Origin of the sequence: Marinobacter sp. UBA2498, assembly GCF_002341575.1 — a bacterium.
GTDB classification, from domain to species: Bacteria; Pseudomonadota; Gammaproteobacteria; order Pseudomonadales; family Oleiphilaceae; genus Marinobacter; species Marinobacter manganoxydans.
The window spans coordinates 47,188-65,707 of the sequence record NZ_DDOI01000063.1 but is presented as its reverse complement, the minus strand read 5'-3'; the positions used below and the strand labels follow the sequence as shown (position 1 = coordinate 65,707).

The following is an 18,520-nucleotide window of genomic DNA, read 5'->3' as shown; positions in this document are numbered from 1 at the left end:
CGATGTTCTGGGTGTCTGGCCCCTGCACGGTGTCTGTGGTGTCTGGGGCGCGATTGCCTGCGGCATTTTCGGCCAGCAAGCGCTGGGAGGCCTTGGCGGCGTCAGCCTGATGTCGCAGATCATCGGCTCATTGGCGGGCGTTGTGGTGGCCTTTGTTGGCGGCCTGATAGTTTATGGAGCAATCAACGCCATCTCTGGCCTGCGCCTGACCGAAGAGGAAGAGTTCAACGGGGCGGATCTGAGCATTCACCGGATTGGGGCGACCGCGGTCGAGTAACACCGGTTACGGTGCAGTTCACTCGCCGTATCCGGTCAGCTCCATGTAGCCCACGCCACCATGGCTGCCGGATACCGACACCGGGCTCTCCCAGTACGGGTAGAGGCCGGTGTTTCGATAGTCCCCCGCTGGCGCAGCCACCTCCAGGTTCAGGCCAAAGTCTGGCACTTCCAGACGCCATGCACGGGGATAACCGTCGCCCTGGGTTAATGACGTCAGGTTGAGCTGATCGGCACCAAGAGCGATGGGCTCGCCATCAGCCGGAATCCAGGTTCCGGCACGAAAGCCACCGTCTTCTTCCCTGAGCTGGAAAGCCATCAGTTTGTCGCCCGAATCCAGATGCAGCGCAAACCAGTCCCAGCCCTGCTGGCCGGATTTCAGAAACTGGCTGCTCCACTCCCGGTCGAACCAGCCCTGCCCTGACACCTCAAGAGTCTGGTCACCCAGGGTAACCGTGCCTTCTATCTGCAGGTCCACCAGGCTGAAGTACATGGAACCCTCGCCATCGGCGGACTTGGCACTGAAACCATGGTCGCCGTGTGCCACGGGGGCACCGTTGATGCTGAGGGACAGGTCATAGGACCAGCCATCCGTCGACACCTGCAAACGCCATGAGTCATCGTCGGAAGCGCTCTCAAGCTGCCAGTCGTCCAGCCAGACAGCCAGAGGCTCTGCCCGTGCGCCGGCATGGCCGACGTCACCGCGGGCCAACTTCTCCGCGAAGTAATGTCGGGTATCAAAGCTCACCGCGGCGTGAGCCATCCAGGCCGCCTCCAGGGGCCAGGTGTTCGCCTCCGGCGGCTCAGCGCTCGCCGGCCTCGGTGTAATCGCCTGGCGGAACTGGGTCCATTGCAGGCCCAGAGGTTGTCCATCTGCGGTCCTCAGGTTGGCAGTCAGGTACCACCACTCGATCCGGTGTTGCGGGTGGGGGCCGAAGTCGTCCGGAAAGCTCAGGCGATCACCCGCTCCGGGCTGGAGAAACGGCACCTCGGACTCCGGATCCGCAACCCCCGCCAGGCCAGCAAACCCGGTCTGTTGCCGGGATTCTGAACAACCGCCGAGGGCCAGCAGCAATAGCAACCAGAGACAGCGACTCATCGTTCGCCTCCCACCAGGGCGTTGGCGTTGCCGGGCAAGGAAGCCGGCGATCTGAGCTGACGACTCATCAGCAAGGCGATACTGAGACCGATCAACAGGCTCAGCACACCGAGCTCAAACCAGAACCCCGGATAGATTGCCATGGGCAGGGACCAGCCAAAGGCCAGGGGGTTGATTCGATGAACCAGAACCCAGGTGAGCCAGATGCCCATGGGCAGGGCCAGCAGCGCAGTGGCGCTGGTCAGGGACACAGACAGCCGGATCAGCTGGCCCGAGGCCTTTCGCCGTGACAGCCCCCACACCACGAGCAACCGGAAGTACCAGGCCCGGGTGGAGAAAAACACCCAGCCCATCATCAGCAGGGCGATCGCAGCCAGTATCAGGGTCAGGGTGGTCATGGCCCGGGTCAGCAGAAAGGTCTGGTCGAAAATGGCGGAAGCCAGGTTCTCAATGGCCCGGTTATCCCGGACGGTCAGCTCCTCTACCCGCCATATCTCTTTTAACTGGCGGGTGATGGTCTCAATCGTGAGATCCCCGGGTGAGATCGACAGGCTCTGGAAGCCGGGAATAAAATCCGGTGGCAACACAGAGGTATTCAACAGAATTTCACCGGCCGGACGGCCATAGTCGGGGTAGATTCCCAGCACCGGCAGCTCGAACACCTGGCTTCCGAGTTCCATTGTCAGGCTCTGGCCGGTAGTCACGCCCTGTCTGCGGGCAAGCTGTTCATTCACCATCACCCCGTCTCCCTGTTGAAGACTCTGCCAGGGCCGGGCCGCTGATTCAAACAGCTGCCATCCGGTTACCAGCGGACCAATGGGGCCCAGGGCAAAGACATCGACCTTCGTGCCTGCCTCATTGCTGCCTCCCGGGAGCGTTGCCCGACCCCGCACCACCCGATGCCAGAGTCCGGAAGCCGCCAGTTCCGGCTGTTCCGACAGCCAGTCCATGGCGGGCGCCAGATCCACTGACTGGGGCACTTCAATGTAAAAATCCGCCTCAAGCCTTTGCGCCAGCCACCGATCAAAGGTGCTTTCGAAGGTGGTCACCAGGGCCTGCACTGCCAGCACCATGGCCATGGCGAACTGCAGAGCTACCAATGGCAGGGCCAGACGCCGGGACAGAACTGACAGTTCCCGGTGGCGCCAGCGTGATAGCGGGTCTTTGTCGCTCCCGGCCCGCCAGTCTGCGAGCCGGGAAATGAGCATTGGCGCCAGGGTGCCAGCAGCAACGAACACTACCGCCACGGCGACGAAAAGCCAGATCAGTGTGGATACCCAGACCGACATGGCAATACCGCCCATAAGGATCAGAGCCAGCAACAATCCATATCGTTGGCCATCACCGGGCAGACGCCGCGCCAGAGGCCGAAGGAAATCAGCCAGGCAGGCCACCAGAACCACCGCCAGCATGGTCGCAAGCGGCATCAGCCAGCCACCGTCCTGACCTGCGTACAGGGGCTGGTCAAACAGCCCCTCAAGCGCCCGCCCGAAACCAGTGCCCAAACCGGTGGCCAGCCATCGGCCAAGCCAGATCCCGGGCAGAATACACACCAGCGACAGCAGCATGATCTCCAGGACCAGCAGGCGGTCGATGCGCCCCCGGGAAACGCCAAACCGGTGCAGCAGGGCGAAACTGTCCCTGCGCTGGGCCATTCCGAGCAGATACACGCTGCGCACCAGCAAGGCGGTGATCAGCAGGACCAGAACACCCAGGGCATCCAGATTCAGCAGGAAGCTGTCGCCTAGCTCACCGGTATCCGGGCCAACGCGGAACGGCGCCAAGCGGTACGCAGAGGGAAGATCCCTGGCACTGTGTGCATCCGATATCAGCAATGACAGCTGGCCTGTCTGCCCTTTGGCAAGTTCGGCCGCTTCACTGATATCAACAAAGGGACGACCCTCCAGCTCACCCCGCCAGGGTGTCTCTTCGCTGTCGGGATTCTCGAAGCATCCGGCCGCCAGCGGGTCGACACCCACCACACGACCGCCGTCCGAAGAAGACACTTCCAGCCAGGGCATCACGCACAGGCCCTGGCGCCTGAGCTCGACAAAATCCGCCACCGTGACCGTTTCGCCATCTTTGCGTTCCACCTGCTGGCGCTCGGCCACTGCCGACTCACTCTGGTCGAGACTGGCCCGGGCCTGACTGGTCAGGTGATGCACGCCGGTCCAGAGCATGGTGGCCAGTACGATCATCGTCGCCAGCGCCAACAGCTGGAGCGGATGTCGGCGATAATGGCTGAAAAGGGCGGCCAGAAGGGTCATAGGAGGCTCAGTTTTCGGGCAGGTGCCCGAGATCCAGGTGCTGGCTGCAGCGGGTCGCGAGTTCGGGGTCGTGGGTAGCGAGGATCAGACCACAGCCATGGCGGGCCTGCAGCTCGAACAGTTGCCCGATCACCGCCTCGGCAGTATGCCGGTCCAGGCTCCCGGTTGGTTCATCGGCAAGGATCAGTGCCGGCTTCATGGCAAACACCATGGCCAGTGCCGCGCGCTGGCGCTGCCCGCCGGAGACCTGATCCGGGAAACGGTCTGCGAGCTCGCCAATGCCCAGCCGTTCCAGCCAGTCCTGACAGTCGTCATCATCATGGCCCGCCAGCCGGGCCCGCAAGCGAACATTGTCCAGCAGCGGCAGAGCGGGCATCAGGTTGGCCTCCTGAAACACCACGCCAATCTGCTGTCGACGAAGATTGCCCCAGCGGGCTTCAACCTTGTTCCCGGTCTGAGGGTCCCGACTGTCGAACGTCTCACCAAGCACCTGGAGCCTCCCCGAGTCAGGGTGTTCCAGGCCACAGAGAATGTTCAGCAGGGTGCTCTTGCCGGATCCGGACCGGCCGGTCAGGGCCAGCGACTCGCCCCGCTCCAGATGCAGGGAGAGATCCGTGAGCACCGGCACCGGCTCGTTGCCGCTGCGGAAATGCTTGTTCAGGCCACGGGCCGAAAGCAAAAAATCCACCATCTGTTTCCTGTCTGATTGGTTGGGCCCCTGACTCGGAGCACCCCTGTCAGTCAGGGGCTCCGATGGGCTCGGCAAAGGAATCATGCCGGCGAGCGCGCCACTCCCGGAACTGCTCCAACCAGGACAGCAGCGCCGGTATCACCAGCAACACCAGCAGGGTCGACAGCCCAAGACCAAAGGCAATTGAGGTGGCCATGGGAATCAGGAACTGAGCCTGCAAGGACGTCTCGAACATCAGAGGCAGCAGACCACCGATGGTCGTCAGGGAGGTCAACATGACCGCCCGCACCCGCTGCACCGCCGCTTCATTGAGCGCATCGGTGATACCCAGTCCTTTTTTCCGCTGCTGGTTGTAGAAAGCTACGAGGATGATGGCGTTATTGACCACAATCCCGGACAGACCGAACAGGCCAAACAACGACAGTATGGTCAGCTGCAGGCCCATCAGCCAGTGGCCCAGCAACGCGCCCACCAGGGCAAAGGGAATAATGGCCATAACGATGAGCGGCAGGCTCCAGGAAGCGAACACCCAGGCCAGCACTACGTACATGAGCGCCAGCCCGATGACCAGGCCAGTCTGCATATCACCCAGCGTCTCCCGTTGGTCGGCGGACCGGCCCTCGAAGCTGTAACGCACATTGTATCGACTGGCAATATCCGGCAGAGCCTCGGCCTCAAGACTCGTCAGAATCTGGTCGGTGGTACTGACCCGTGTGTTAAGCCCCGACGTTACCTCCACAGCCAGCCGGCCCTCGGCGTGCCGCAAGGCCTGGAAACCCTGGCGATGGTCCAGGTTCATCACCTGGGTTAGCGGTACGAAACGCCCGTCGGGTACCCGGACCGTCATTCTGGAGAGGGTGGATAGCCGCTCCCGCTGTTCCCGGGGCAACTGGACCCGAACCTCGACTTCGTCGCGGCCGTCCTGATAGATCTGGGCAATCCGGCCATCAAAAGCGGCCCGCAGCTGACGCCCCAGATCCGAGGTGGTCAGTCCCAGAGCCTCGCCATAGGGGCTGACCTGGTAAATCAGCTGTTCCCGGCCCCAGGGCATGTCGTCTTCCACATCCAGCACGCCGGGCAGTGTGGAAAGCGCCTGGCTCAGTTCATCGGCTGCCTGCTTGAGTCGTTCGGCGTCCTCACCGGTCAGCCGCACGTTGACATCCCGGCCCGGGGGGCCGGCCTGACGCTCGGAAATCGTCAGGTTGTCCAGGCCGGCGGGCGTCTCCAGACGGCTGCGCCACTCGGTGATGAATTCCGGGTTGCGGACCGAGCGACGGTCTGACGGCACCAGTTCAATCATCATCGAACCCAGCTCGTCGCCACTGCGGGAGCTGCCTTCCGCCCCCTGGGTCGCGCCCCGGGTGGTGACGGCATGGAGGATAAAGTCGCCGCCCAGAGCCTCTTCAGTCTCATTGAGCGTTTGCTGCATCTGGCTCAGGAAATCATTCACCGTGCCACGGTCGGTACCGGCCACAAAGCTGGCATTGGCGTAGAACACCGAAGGCTCCGGTGTCGGGAAAAAGTTGAACCCGAGCCGGCCGCCGGCCAGCAGACCAACCGTTACAATAGCCAGAGCCACCGCGCTCGCCACCGTGGCGCCCCGGTGTTCCAGGCTGTAACGGGAGAATCGGCGAAACCGGCCTTCCCGGAAACGGTCGAAACGCTGTTCAAAGCCTCGTCGGAAGCGCTCTACCGGGCCCGGCCGTTTCGGCTCCGGTTCAGCCTCCCCCACTTTTTTCTTGCGCCGGGGCACAAAGGCATGGCGCAGGTGCGCCGGCAGTACGATAAAACACTCAAGCAGGGAAGCGATCAGAACACAGATCATCACCAGCGGTATATCGCCAAGAATATTGCCGATGACACCCCCCACCACCAACAGCGGCATAAAGGCGGCCACCGTGGTCAGGGATGAGGCCAGCACCGGCCAGACCATGCGTTTGGCCGCCCCCTCCGAGGCGTAAATGGATTCCTCTCCCATGCGGGCGTGGGCGTCGGCATCCTCGCCCACCACAATGGCATCGTCGACGATCACCCCCAGCGCCATGATCAGGGCAAACAGGGAAATCATGTTGATCGAGCCACCGATCAGCCAGAGTACGCCCATGGCGGCCAAAAAAGCCGTCGGAATACCAATGGCCACCCACATGGCCACCCGGCCGGGGAGAAACAGGTAAAGCAGGCAGACCACCAGTACCAGACCACCCAGACCATTGTTCACCAGCAGTGAGATACGATCATCCAGCAGCTGCCAGGTCTCGTCGTATACCTCCAGCTTCACCGTCGGGGGCAGGACCGGCCGGGTGTCCGCCAGCCAGGTCTCCAGTACCTTCGCCGCAGCCAGCGAATTGCCGTTCTCGGACCGCTGAAGCTGCAGCTCTACCGCGGGCTTGCCGTCCTTTTCCAGGGTTAGCTGGCTCTCGCGGGCCTCCTGCCGGATGATCGCCACATCGCCCAGGTTCAGCTGAATCCGCTCACCACTGAGCACCGGAACGCTCTCGAATTCCTGGGGGCTGCGCCTTTGCTCCACGGCCCGGAGCTCCCGGGTGGCATCCTGCTGGGCCATCATGCCCGCAGGCAGATCCCGTGAGATAGCAGCCACGCGCTCGGCAATCTGATCCAGTGACAGCCCCAGTGTCTCCAGCCGTTCAACCGGCACATCAATGCTGATCTGCTGCTCCGGCAGGCCACGAATCGATACCCGGTCGATACCGCGCTGAAGCAATTCATCCTCAAACCGGTAAGCCAGCTGTCGCAGCTCGCTTCGATCCACATCACCAAACACCAGCAAGCGTGCTACCGGCTCGTAGCGTTCTATCCGGGTTACCTGGGGTTCTTCCGCCTCGGCGGGGAAGTTGGTGAACTCGTCCACCTGCTGGCGAACGTCATCCAGGGCCTGAATCGGGTTGGTGCCCTCCTCGAATTCGAGCGTTATGGAGGACACACTCTGGGCCGACGTGGAGGTCAATTTCTTCAGGCCATCCACGCTGCGCAGACGCTGTTCCAGTGGGTTGGTAATGCCCTGCTCCACATCTTCCGCGGAGGCACCACTCCAGACCACCCGAACGCTGACCACATCCAGGGCGAAGGTGGGGAAGAACTGGATGTTCATCCGGGTCAGGGCCAGCACGCCACCGAGCAGCATCACCAGCATCACCAGATTGGCAGCAACCCGGTGATGAACGAAAAAACCGATGACACCCTTTTTGCGACTCATTGCTCCGCTGCTCCGGAATCCGCCACATCGACCTTGAGGCCGGTGACTGCATTGGGCAGATGAGTGGTGATCAGTTGCGCGCCAGACACCAGGGCTTCGCCAGACACCAGAAGGCGACGCTCGCCATTGCTACTCCGGGCTTCGCCAATGCGCTCGATCCGGGCGCGCTCCATCCGGCCATCAGAGGACATCAGGTAGACGCTGTCGGCACCGTAGAGGGCGCTGAACGGTATCGACACGGTATTGCTGCGGGCGGCCCGCTCCAGGGTCACGGGCAACAGCCCCCCCGGCCGTATTCCACCGGCCTCGCCCTCAAGTTCAAGAATGGCTTCAGTACCGGAGGCATCGCTGGTGCCGGCGAAGCGGGTGAGCCGGAACCGGTGCTGATCCCCCTCGCTGGTGGCCGTCAGGGTTTCCCCGCGGGCCAGCGCATCCAGCAGCTCGCCACGGAACATCTCCGGGACCCGGGCCCTGAGTTCAAGACCATCCACGGGATAGAGCGACAGCAGCGGTTCGTTTCGGCTTACCTGATCTCCCTCGGCAACCCGGATATCGGTCACCATGCCGTCGAAAGGCGCAACCATACGGGCTCGTTCGGCATCCCGCCGCGTGCTGAGCAGGTTTGCCTCGGCCTGGGCCAATTTTGCTTCGAGGCTCTGCAGCCGAGCCGGGTGCTCTTCAATCGCGCGCTGCCGGGTATTCACCGTCAGCTCGGCTCGTGCGGCAGCATCAGTGGCCGCCTCCAGCGCTTCGCGGGAGGCCAGGTTCCGGCTAACCAGCGATCGGGTTCGCTCCAGCTGTCGGCGGGCGTTCTCGAGAATCGCCTGCTCGCTGGCCAGCGCTGCCTGGTCATTCCGATAGCGCACCTGCTCCGATCGGATCTGGGCTTTCAGATCGTTTACCTGAGCCTCGGCCTGAGCCAGGGCGGGTTGGATATCGGCCTCATCCAGAGCCACCAGAAGCTCTCCCTCACTGACACGCTGCCCCTCCGTTACCGGTCTGGCACCGATACGGCCCGCCAGGGTAGCGGTTACCGTCAGTTGCTCAGGCGCAAGAACCTCTCCGTAAAGGGGCAAAACCGGCGTGTGGGTTCCCGGCTCAACCTGCTGAACCTGAACACGCCAACTCCGCTCGGTGGCACTGACCTCTGCAGGCTCCGGGCGTGTCATCTTGAGAATCATGAAACCGGCGATACCGACGGCGAGAATCAATACGGGAATGAGTCGTTTGGACATTACTTGCTGGCCAGCTAAGGTAAAAAAAGCCCGTCGGGCTGTTAGGTTCAGACTACTATACAATCAAGGCTCGTTTTCGGATCGGACAAGCCTGGGTCCTGCGTCAATTTTACGCGGTGTATCCTCCATTCATGGCAACGGAGAGTATCTGTCTTGGCAGTAGAACATCATGTCAATCTCCTGAACGCAACGCTGATCAACGGGTTGATCGTTGCCGTCGTGGTCCTGATCCACCACGAAGTACTGATTAATTTGAGTGGACTCCTGTCGAAAATGCGGCAGAGCCATCGGTTCCGGTTGATTGCCGCCGTATTCGGCGTTCTCGCCGCACACACCCTGCAAGTCTGGATCTTTGCCGGTGCTTTTTATCTCATGCACCATGCCGAGGGCTGGGGCGAACTTGGCGGCAATTTCAGCGGCAGCATCCTGGACTGCGTCTACTTCTCCTTCACCACATTTACCACCGTCGGCTACGGGGATGTCGAACCCTTTGGCATCCTGCGTTTCCTCACCGGCATAGAAGCGCTTTCCGGGCTGGTTCTGATCACCTGGAGCGCCTCCTTCTTGTTCGTGGAAATGCAGCGTTACTGGCCCACCCGCTAGACTTTAGTCTAAGATCGACGGTTACTTTGCATTGATTCTGATCTAATACCCGGATCTTGCGGCATGTGCACTATCTTTGTACATATCACCCCAGAGCGCCGGACATTCAGACCAGACCCATGGAAAGCTACAGGGAATCACAGAAGCACCTTGCCCGTCCTTACCGCAAAGCGGTACTGAAGACGCTGCTGATCTTTACCGCCATCAGCGGCCTGCTGTTTTTTACCCTCAACGTCCAGAGAGAGAATTACCCCCTGGCCTTTGCCGAGCTTGGCATGGCCTGCTACTCGGTTTTCATCCTCTGGGCCATTGGCAACACGAGACACCTGGAACGCTGGATTCTCGCCTTTATCCTGCCGTTCTGCATCACCATGATGTTCGCACTCACATCACCCCGGGCAACCACCACGGTCTTCGCCTGGGTCCTGTTGATTCCCATCCTTTCCCACCTTCTGATGGGCCGGCGCCTGGGCCTGCTGGTATCTGCCGTGTTCATGGGCACGGCAGCCGTGATCTTCTTTTTCAAATACCAGGATGCTCCGGACATGATACAGCCCCTTCCTATTGCCAATATGGGGCTGATGTCACTGACCATCCTCGCGTTCTCTCACATTTACGAGATCACTCGGGAGCAATCCGAATCACGCCTGCTTAAAATGGCCCAAACTGACGCACTGACCGGCCTCGCCAACCGGGCGCGCCTCAGCGATGTGTTTGAACAGGAGCGCAAACGCAGCCTCCGTAACGGAACCCCACTATCCGTGCTGGTACTGGATCTGGACCATTTCAAACAGGTCAATGATCAGCATGGTCACGAGGCCGGAGACCTGGCGCTCAGGCATGTCGCCAGCACCCTGCGCGCTTCGCTCAGAGCAACCGATCTGGCCACCCGGCTGGGTGGCGAGGAGTTCGCCATTCTGCTCACCAACACCACCGCAGACCAGGCTCATCGGGTGGCAGACAAGATCCGGGGTGCGATTGAATCTCACCCCGTGCCCTATCAGGATCAATCCATTGGCCTGACTATCAGCGGCGGCATTGCCCAGTTTGGTCCGGACGGTGGCGATCTGCGCAGCCTGATCGGCCGAGCCGACCAGTACCTCTATCACGCCAAGGATTCCGGACGTAACCGCATCATCAGCTCCGACAGCGCTCTGGTTCCCTGCCAGGCGTAACCAATCTAGCTCACACCCACTTGCAACGCGCCAGTGTGTAATAAAGCAATGGCACCACCAGAACGGTCAACAAGGTGGACATGGCCAGGCCAAATACCAGCGATATCGCCAGGCCGTTAAAAATCGGATCGTTCAGAATAAAGTAAGCACCCACCATCGCCGAGATCGCCGTCAACGCGATGGGTTTGATGCGCACCGCGCCCGCCAGAACCACCGCCTCATCAAGCTCGACACCCTCCTCAATGAGCTGCCGGATAAACACCACCAGCAGGATCGAGTTGCGCACGATGATCCCGGCCAGGGCAATCATGCCAATCATGCTGGTGGCCGTGAACTCGCGCCCCAGCAGCGCATGGCCGGGCATGATGCCGATCAGGGTCAGCGGGATGGGCGCCATGATCACCAGCGGCAGAATATAGGAACGGAACTGCGCCACCAGCAGAACGAAGATCATGAACACACCCACGCTGTAAGCCGCGCCCATGTCCCGGAAGGTTTCGTAGGTAATCTGCCATTCGCCGTCCCATTTGAGCGTGCCCTTTTCCGGCAATGGGGGCTGGTCGATGAAATACTGCTCCGGGGCCCCCGCTTGCTGGTTCAGGCGCTCGACCATGGCAAACATGCCGTACAGCGGCGAATCGATCTCCCCCGCCATGTCTGCTGTCACGTAGGTTACCGGTAGCAGATCCTTGTGGTAGATCGCCCCCATCCAGTCGGCTTCGTGTACGTCCGCAATGCTTGCCAGAGGAACCAGTGCGCCGCTGCGGCTCCGCACCTTCAGCGATAACAGCACCGATGGCTGGGCCTTGTCGCCTTCACCTAGAATCACCCGTATCGGAACAGGGTATTTGGCATGATCATCATGCAGGAAGCTGACCCCGGTTCCCCCCAGGGCGGTCTGCAGGGCACCGACCACTTGGGCCTGGGAAACACCGAGCCGTGCCGCACGGTCCCGATCCACCACCACTTCCCACTGCCGTGTGGGTGCCTCCAGGGTGGTGTCGATATCCACCAGGCCATCGACGCTGGTCATGCCTTCGGCCACTTGCCGGGCCAGCTCTGCCCGGCGGGTTTCATCCACCGCATAGATCTCGGCCACCACGGGTGACAGTACCGGCGGCCCGGGCGGCACTTCGACAATCTTCACACTGGCTCCGTACCGGTCACCGATTTCGGTCAGTGGGTCCCGGAGGGATTGTGCAATCGTATGGGACGACCGGTCCCGACTCTCCTCATCCATGAGATTGATCTGTATATCCCCGTGGTAGGGATCGCCACGCAGGTAATACTGACGAACCAGGCCATTGAAATTGATGGGTGAGGCGGTGCCGGCGAAGGTTTGCCAGTTGGTTACTTCGTCCACCGTTTCCAGGTAGCTGCCCATATCCAGCAACACCCGCTGGGTCTGTTCCATGGGCGTGCGCTCGGGCATGTCGACCACAACCTGCAGTTCCGACTTGTTGTCGAACGGCAGCATCTTCAGGATCACCGCCTGGAACACCGGCAATGACGAAGCCACGAGGGTAAGACCCACCACCCCCAGTGCCAGCAAACGGCGGCGCCAGGGATGATCACCCAGAAATGGCCCGAGCACGGTCCGGAAAATTCGCAGGGATAACGGGCTGACGCCTTCCGCAGAGCTGGACGCCTCCTCGGCTTCGGCAGCCTGCTCCCCCTTCTTGTGTTTGAGAAGCCTGAAGGCCAGCCATGGGGCCACCACGAAGGCGACAATCTGGGACAGCACCATACCCGCGGAGGCATTGATCGGAATCGGGCTCATGTAGGGGCCCATCAGGCCACTGACAAACGCCATCGGAATCAGCGCTGCCATGATGGTAAGACTGGCCATGATGGTAGGCGTGCCCACTTCATCCACGGCCACCGGGATGATGTCCTTGACCGCACGACGGGAGTTCTGGATCCGGCGATTGATGTTCTCGGTGATGACGATGCCGTCGTCCACCAGGATGCCGATGGAGAATATCAGCGCGAACAGGGACACCCGGTTCAGGGTAAATCCCCATGCCCAGGAGAACACCAGGGTCAGCAGCAGGGTAATCAGAACCGCGATGCCGACAATCAGGGCCTGGCGCCAGCCCATGGCCGCCAGCACTAGCAGCACAACGCACAAAGTGGCGGAGATCAGATCGGTAATCAGTTTTCGGGCTTTCTGGGAGGCGGTTACGCCATAGTCCCGGGTGACCAGCACTTCCACCGATTCCGGCAGGGCCCGGTTGCGCAGCTGGTCCAGACGCTCTTCAATGGCCGTGGTGATATTGATGGCGTTCTCGCCCGGCTTCTTGGCGATGGCCAGGGTAACCGCCGGATAAACCTCGCCGGGCTGGCCAGCCACGCCGGCTTCCCGGGCCGGCCCGAATCCGGTCATTACACTCTGGTCCGCCACGGTGCCTCCCCGGCGGACCTGCGCCACGTCCTCCAGGTACACCGCGGAGCCATTGTGCATGCCCACAACAAGGCGCCGGACATCCTCCACGGTTTCCAACAGCGTTCCGGCCTGGACCGGTATCGACAGGTTGTCCCGGGCAATCCGTGCCTCCTGGCTGCTGGTGTTGGCCGCCATCAGGGCGTTCCGGATGTCATCGATGGTGAGGTTGAACCCCGCCAGCAACGCCGGATCGAACCGGATATCGACCCGATCCGGGATCCCGCCGGTGGTATAGACATCCCGGGTGCCGGGGACCCGTTTCAGGGCGACTTCCAGCATGTGCGCCAGGCGAGTCAGTTCCTCCCCCGTATGCCCGTTGACCGGATCATAGAGAGTGAGTGTCATCACCGGGACATCATCAATGCCCTTGGGCTTGACCACCGGCTGGGCAGCGCCCAGGTTGGGCGGCAACCAGTCCTGGTTGGAATACACCTGATTGTAGAGCCTGACCAGGGCTTCCTGCCGCGGGATGCCCACCTCGAACTGCACCGTGATCACCGCCTGGCCCTGGCGGGACACGGAATAGACATGCTCGACGCCCTTGATCTCGCTCATCACCTGTTCGGCCGGCGTGGCGATCGCGCTTTCCACCTCCCGGGTGCTGGCGCCCGGAAACGCCACCATGATATCGGCCATGGTGACGTCAATCTGGGGTTCTTCCTCTTTGGGTGTGACCACCACAGCCAGCACGCCAAGAATGATCGCCAGAATGGCCAGCAACGGTGTCAGGTGGTTGTCCTGGAAGACTCGGGCAATGGCGCCGGAGGGGCCAACAGGCGGCAAATCACGGCTCACGGGTTCGACTCCTCGCCCGTTCTTTCAAGCGGATTCAGGCGCTCGCTGCCCACCAGGACAGACGGGTTTGTAACTACCCGCTCGCCCTCGCTCAGGCCCGCAAGAACCTCCAGCCGGCCATTGTCCCGCACGCCAGTGCGAACCTGCCTCAGCCTGGGCTGATCCTGATCATCGAGCACAAACACCGCCCGGAGCTCGCTGCGCTGGATCAGGCTGCTGAACGGAATCCACAGGGTCTCACGGCTGGCAACCGGCACACTGACCTTCACCAGCATGCCGGGAAACAGCGAGCCATTGGGCTCACTCAGCCGCATCCGCAGACGGAAGGTGTGAGTTTGCGGATCGGCATAGGGGTAGAAGGTCATCTCACCGGTTTCCAGCACCCGGCCATCAGCCAGGGTGACCTGGGCCTGACGCTCCATGCGGGCCAGTTCGGCATACTTCTGGGGAAGATCCACCACAACCCGGAGCTGCTCCAGGGACAAGCCGCTGAGCAGCGGCTGGCCAGGGTTGACGGCTTCTCCGACTTCGACATGTCGTTCGGTAAGAATGCCACCGTAGGGTGCCAGCACACGGGTATAGGAGAGTTGCTCCTGCGCCTCTGAAACCGAAGCCCGGGCGCGTTCGACCCGGGCCCTGGCAGCGGCAAGGTTGTTGCGGGCCTGGTCGAATTCCTGCCGGGACACAAGGCCACGCTCGTGTACCGCTTCAATACGCTCAAAGCGCTGCCCAGCATCCGCCAATGCCGCCTCGGCCTCCTCAAGCCCGGCCTCGGCCTGGCGCAGACGGGACCGCTGTTCACTGTCCTCCAGCTGGACAATCAGGTCGCCGGCAGCCACGGAATCATCAACATCGAAGGGGAGACTCCGGACAGTACCGCTGGTCTGGGCGGACACCGTACTTTGCTGTACCGCTTCGATGACGCCGTCAAGATGCACTGTCTCCTGCAACAGGCTGCGCTCGACCGTTTCTGACATCAACGCCCGTTCACTGCTTTGGGCCTGAGCCATCGCGGACAGCAACGCCAGGGAGACCATCACGCCTGCAGCGACCAGCCGACCCATTGCGCACCTCCAATTCAGGTTATTAGATAATACCTAAAGGTTATCAAAAATGGGAGCCGAGAGCATTCTACGAACTGCTGGAATGCACGACGGATGGCTTCTTGAGGGCCTCAAAGCCAACAATAATGTCCATCAGTTCGTTGGTTATTTCGTCCTGCCGTACCAATCGGAACTGACCGCCCACCTCTTCAAGCCGGTCATCAACCGCCTGCTCCGCCTGTTGCATCAGGGCCAGCCGGGCCGCGTTCTCCGTAACCATCGCTTCGGCCGACGCGCGGAAAACGCTGGCAAATATGTGGTTACGCAGCAGCGCCGCGAACAATGGGGCTGGCGGCATCGTGTAATCGGCAAGGGAGCGGGAGTGCCAGCCAGACGCCCCGGAACCTGACAACAACGCGGGCTCCAGCGGCAGCAACTGGCTTATTTCCGGTTCACGTTGTCCTTTGTCGGCTCGTCGGGTGAACACCAGGGTCACAGCGATCCTGTTATGCACATCGCCACCCCCGATTTCGTCCAGTCGCGTCACTATGTCGCTGGCCAGACGTCCGATGCCATCGGCCGATGCCGGCGGCAGGAAGGTAAACTCCGGGCGGATGCCCTGATCGCCGAGCGCATCGCCCATGCGGGCACCCACGCAAAGAACACGGGCCGGGCTACCGGCCTTCAATGACTCCGACCTTGCGCTTTCTGCGAGTATTTCGTTGTAATTGCCGCACAAACCGTGATCGGAACCGAACACCACCAACAGCCGTTCGGCCTGAGCGACGTCCGGCACCGACACAGGCCCGGTTTTCGCGACAAATGCCCGCAGACCGTCCAGCACGGTCTGGTGATAGGACTCAATGGATCGGGCGGCATGCTCATAGGGCACTGCATTGATCGCAGACATGGTTTTCATGGTATGAACAATGCTACGAATGCTGCCAAGGGTGTCCGTCCGCCTGGACAGGGTTTCAAGCGTCTGGGCCATGACGATCCTCTCCTGACAGTGCCAGGGCTGTCCTGGCCACCCGCAACAGGCTTTGCTTTTCCGCTTCCTCCAGCGAACGATTCTGTCGAATACGCTCGTCTACATCTTTCAGGGAGTCACCCACACTGTTGCGCATCCTGATCATGGTCTCGGCAACTTCGTTCTCTGAAAGGCCATCGAGCAGCCCTTCCAGGGCAGCCATCAATACCAGAAGCTGCTCGACAGCCGGCATGGGATCCCGCTCGGGCTGCCGCAATGCGGTCCGGACCGCTGCCCCGCGGGTCAGACGGGCCCTGGTGTTGTCGTCCAGGCGGGTTCCGAATCGGGCAAAATCCTCCAGCTCCTCGAACTGGGACAGGGTGACACGTAGATTTCCTGCCACCTCCCGGAACGCCCGATGCTGGGCCTTGCCTCCGACCCTGGACACGGAAAGCCCGATATCCACCGCAGGGAACTGGTTTTTTCGCACCAGCCTGGGGGACAGGTAGATCTGTCCGTCGGTAATCGAAATGAGATTCGTCGGAATGTAGGCGGAGAGATTCTCTGCCTGGGTTTCGACAACCGGCAAGGCGGTAATGGAACCACCCCCGGCTTCTGCGGTGAATTGACCGGCCCGCTCCAGCAATCTGGCATGTACATAGAAGATATCCCCGGGAAAAGCTTCCCGGCCCGGCGGGCGGCGCAGAAGCAGAGACAGTTCCCGATAGGAGCGGGCATGGTGGGTAAGATCGTCGAAAACCACCAGTACATCCCGCCCCTGGTCGGAAAAGTATTCCGCCATCGTCATCGCTGCGTAGGGTGCGACATAGGCCAGCCCGGGCGCGTCCTCATCCCCGGCCGCAACAACAATGGTGCTCGCCAGACGGCCGGCTTTCCGCAGGGTTTCAATAACTCGGGCAACCGCGTCTCCGCGCTGGCCGATTGCACAGTAAATGCTCAGTACGTCTGAGCGGGCCTGGTTGAGAATCGTATCGATAGCAATGGACGTTTTTCCGGTCTGTCGGTCCCCAATGATAAGCTCCCTCTGGCCCAGACCGATCGGGACCGCACCATCAATGACCTTGATACCGGTGGCCAGCGGTCGGTTCACCGGAGCCCGGCTCAGTATGCCGGGCGCGCTGGCCTCCACCGGTCGCTCAGCGGTCGACACTACAGCCCCCTTACCGTCACGCGGGCTTCCGGTGGCATCGAGAATGCGGCCGATAAGGCCCGTGCCCACCGGTACACTGAATACTTTATGGGTTCGCCAGACATCCTCTCCCGAGGTGACCCGATCAGAAGGCCCCAGCAAAATCACGCCCAGTCGATCCGGCTCCAGATCCAGCACCACACCCCGGACACCCGAAGCGAACACCAGCAACTCGTCAGCAAGTGCCCGGGCAAGGCCAGAGACAACAGCAATACCGTCACCAACCTCGGCAACCGTGCCCACTTCGGTCAGCGCAGGGGCAGGCGTCGGGCCGTCCATTAAGGCGCCCAAAAAGTTCCTGGCCGGAGTAAAGGACGGTTTCTCAGCCATGATTTTGCATCCATCCGGTCCCACCCGACGCCAAGCGTTCGGATAACATAGCGGTCAGCTCATCGGTATAACTGTCGACCGTCCAGGCCACCTGAACGCTGCCAATACGCAGGATCAGCCCCGGAGCCTGACCGGGATCCGTTGTGAAACCCAACTCAAGGTCCGGAGCCAGGCCTGCCAACGCCGTTCGAATCTTTTCCTGTGTTCTGTCCGGGAGCGGCTCGTGAGTGGTGGCAACCGCCTGTTCCGCGTTGCCAGCGGCGGAGACCAGCTCCGGCTTCATGGATTTCAGCTTTCCGATCACATGCAGCCCAATACGCTCCTCGAGATCCTCATCCGCCAGATCGCGCAGGGCCCGTCGCACCAGTTGGTAAAGTGTTTCGGCGCTGGCCAGGTGCAACTCACTGATAAATCGGTCCCGCTCTGAATTCAGATGTGCCTGCCATTCCTGTTTTTCCCGTTCCAGGCTCTCCCGCGTGGCGGCGAGCAGAGTGTCTTTCTCTTTTTCCGCCTGCTGACGAATACGCTCCACCTGTTCGGAGTGGTCGACCAGCAGTGCCCGCTTCTGCTCCAGAAACGCAGCTTCGGCCGCTGAGGCCTGCTTCTGCGCTATTTCCGCTTCCCCCATCCGTGCTGCGATCTCGGACTCACGGGCATCGATTCCATTCAGGATGGGCTTGTACAGAAAACGCTTCAGAAGCCAGACCAGCACTAGGAAATTGCCGATCTGGGCAAGCACCGTGACCCAGTCAACAGACATGATTCAACCTGCCGCCGACTGGGCGGCCTGCATTGCCTGATCCCAGAACGGATTGGCAAACAGGACAATCATCGCCACAACAAAACAGTAGATGGCCGTAGACTCGATCATGGCCAGGCTGACGAACAGGGTTCGCGACAAAGTGGAGGCAGAATCCGGCTGCTGGGCAATGGCGGCAAGGGCCGCCGCCGCAGCCCGGCCCTCGCCGAGAGCCGGACCGATTGCACCAAAAGCCACGGACAGGCCGGCGGTCAGAATGGAAACCGCGGCAATCAGGGCAAAGTCACTCATTCGTCTTTCTCCTTGCTTGGAGGCTTTCCAGCGGTGGCTGTCGCCGATGAGATATAAACCGTCGCCAGAATGGCGAATATGTAAGCCTGGATCAGACCCGTCAGCAGCCCGAGCA

The 18,520-nt window shown here is 61.4% G+C and carries 13 protein-coding genes and 1 pseudogene; 3 read left to right on the top strand and 11 right to left on the bottom strand.

All coding sequences use genetic code 11. From position 1 onward, the window contains the following. Positions 1-277, top strand: a pseudogene (locus B2W52_RS08305) (ammonium transporter); the annotation flags it as partial. A gap of 18 nt (positions 278-295) precedes the next feature. Here the strand turns inward: B2W52_RS08305 and B2W52_RS08300 are convergent. Genes B2W52_RS08300 through B2W52_RS08280 form a run of 5 tightly spaced genes read right to left on the bottom strand, consistent with a single transcriptional unit; the run spans position 296 to position 8,782 of the window. Further along, a complete protein-coding gene (locus B2W52_RS08300) occupies positions 296-1,375 on the bottom strand; it encodes a lipocalin-like domain-containing protein (protein WP_286802429.1) in 1,080 nt (359 codons plus the stop codon). Then, positions 1,372-3,642, bottom strand: a complete 2,271-nt coding sequence (locus B2W52_RS08295) for an FtsX-like permease family protein (protein WP_286802428.1) — start codon at positions 3,640-3,642, stop codon at positions 1,372-1,374. The genes B2W52_RS08300 and B2W52_RS08295 overlap by 4 nt, the downstream gene beginning before the upstream one ends. 7 nt (positions 3,643-3,649) lie before the next feature. Then, complete coding sequence (locus B2W52_RS08290; protein WP_273069071.1) at positions 3,650-4,333, bottom strand: ABC transporter ATP-binding protein; 684 nt, start codon at positions 4,331-4,333, stop codon at positions 3,650-3,652. Between the two features lie 46 nt (positions 4,334-4,379). Continuing rightward, on the bottom strand, positions 4,380-7,547 hold the full coding sequence (locus B2W52_RS08285) for an efflux RND transporter permease subunit (protein ID WP_273069073.1): 3,168 nt from the start codon (positions 7,545-7,547) through the stop codon (positions 4,380-4,382). Then, positions 7,544-8,782: an efflux RND transporter periplasmic adaptor subunit gene (locus B2W52_RS08280; protein WP_273069075.1), complete on the bottom strand. Its 1,239-nt coding sequence runs from the start codon at positions 8,780-8,782 to the stop codon at positions 7,544-7,546. Before B2W52_RS08280 ends, B2W52_RS08285 begins: the two co-directional genes overlap by 4 nt. A gap of 153 nt (positions 8,783-8,935) precedes the next feature. Between B2W52_RS08280 and B2W52_RS08275 the strand changes: the two genes are divergently transcribed. Then, a complete protein-coding gene (locus tag B2W52_RS08275; protein WP_014579117.1) occupies positions 8,936-9,385 on the top strand; it encodes a potassium channel family protein in 450 nt (149 codons plus the stop codon). A 119-nt stretch (positions 9,386-9,504) separates the two neighbouring features. After that, complete coding sequence (locus B2W52_RS08270) at positions 9,505-10,560, top strand: GGDEF domain-containing protein (protein ID WP_014579116.1); 1,056 nt, start codon at positions 9,505-9,507, stop codon at positions 10,558-10,560. A gap of 10 nt (positions 10,561-10,570) precedes the next feature. On the opposite strand, the gene B2W52_RS08265 is transcribed toward B2W52_RS08270, so the two are convergent. From B2W52_RS08265 to B2W52_RS08240, 6 genes are all read right to left on the bottom strand, one after another. Then, the gene (locus B2W52_RS08265) at positions 10,571-13,801 is read right to left on the bottom strand and encodes an efflux RND transporter permease subunit (RefSeq protein ID WP_092031252.1); all 3,231 of its coding nucleotides are present in this window, start codon (positions 13,799-13,801) and stop codon (positions 10,571-10,573) included. Beyond that, positions 13,798-14,865 (bottom strand): efflux RND transporter periplasmic adaptor subunit, encoded by a 1,068-nt coding sequence (locus tag B2W52_RS08260; RefSeq protein WP_092031253.1) that lies wholly within the window; start codon positions 14,863-14,865, stop codon positions 13,798-13,800. Before B2W52_RS08260 ends, B2W52_RS08265 begins: the two co-directional genes overlap by 4 nt. A 67-nt stretch (positions 14,866-14,932) precedes the next feature. Next, positions 14,933-15,835: a F0F1 ATP synthase subunit gamma gene (locus tag B2W52_RS08255; protein ID WP_092031255.1), complete on the bottom strand. Its 903-nt coding sequence runs from the start codon at positions 15,833-15,835 to the stop codon at positions 14,933-14,935. Beyond that, positions 15,819-17,354: a F0F1 ATP synthase subunit alpha gene (locus B2W52_RS08250; RefSeq protein ID WP_092031256.1), complete on the bottom strand. Its 1,536-nt coding sequence runs from the start codon at positions 17,352-17,354 to the stop codon at positions 15,819-15,821. Before B2W52_RS08250 ends, B2W52_RS08255 begins: the two co-directional genes overlap by 17 nt. Further along, positions 17,347-18,114 carry a F0F1 ATP synthase subunit B family protein gene (locus B2W52_RS08245; protein WP_092031258.1) on the bottom strand — a complete coding sequence of 256 codons (768 nt, stop codon included), beginning with the start codon at positions 18,112-18,114 and terminating at the stop codon, positions 17,347-17,349. Before B2W52_RS08245 ends, B2W52_RS08250 begins: the two co-directional genes overlap by 8 nt. Before the next feature lie 3 nt (positions 18,115-18,117). Beyond that, positions 18,118-18,405: a F0F1 ATP synthase subunit C gene (locus B2W52_RS08240; protein ID WP_064229208.1), complete on the bottom strand. Its 288-nt coding sequence runs from the start codon at positions 18,403-18,405 to the stop codon at positions 18,118-18,120. Between the last annotated feature and the right edge of the window lie 115 nt (positions 18,406-18,520).

What these genes read in the sequence shown, in the direction of transcription:
- B2W52_RS08300 (WP_286802429.1), bottom strand. Translation starts at nt 1,375, where the DNA reads ATGAGTCGCTGTCTCTGGTTGCTATTGCTGCTGGCCCTCGGCGGTTGT.
- B2W52_RS08295 (WP_286802428.1), bottom strand. Translation starts at nt 3,642, where the DNA reads ATGACCCTTCTGGCCGCCCTTTTCAGCCATTATCGCCGACATCCGCTC.
- B2W52_RS08290 (WP_273069071.1), bottom strand. Translation starts at nt 4,333, where the DNA reads ATGGTGGATTTTTTGCTTTCGGCCCGTGGCCTGAACAAGCATTTCCGC.
- B2W52_RS08285 (WP_273069073.1), bottom strand. Translation starts at nt 7,547, where the DNA reads ATGAGTCGCAAAAAGGGTGTCATCGGTTTTTTCGTTCATCACCGGGTT.
- B2W52_RS08280 (WP_273069075.1), bottom strand. Translation starts at nt 8,782, where the DNA reads ATGTCCAAACGACTCATTCCCGTATTGATTCTCGCCGTCGGTATCGCC.
- B2W52_RS08270 (WP_014579116.1), top strand. Translation starts at nt 9,505, where the DNA reads ATGGAAAGCTACAGGGAATCACAGAAGCACCTTGCCCGTCCTTACCGC.
- B2W52_RS08260 (WP_092031253.1), bottom strand. Translation starts at nt 14,865, where the DNA reads ATGGGTCGGCTGGTCGCTGCAGGCGTGATGGTCTCCCTGGCGTTGCTG.
- B2W52_RS08255 (WP_092031255.1), bottom strand. Translation starts at nt 15,835, where the DNA reads ATGGCCCAGACGCTTGAAACCCTGTCCAGGCGGACGGACACCCTTGGC.
- B2W52_RS08250 (WP_092031256.1), bottom strand. Translation starts at nt 17,354, where the DNA reads ATGGCTGAGAAACCGTCCTTTACTCCGGCCAGGAACTTTTTGGGCGCC.
- B2W52_RS08245 (WP_092031258.1), bottom strand. Translation starts at nt 18,114, where the DNA reads ATGTCTGTTGACTGGGTCACGGTGCTTGCCCAGATCGGCAATTTCCTA.
- B2W52_RS08240 (WP_064229208.1), bottom strand. Translation starts at nt 18,405, where the DNA reads ATGAGTGACTTTGCCCTGATTGCCGCGGTTTCCATTCTGACCGCCGGC.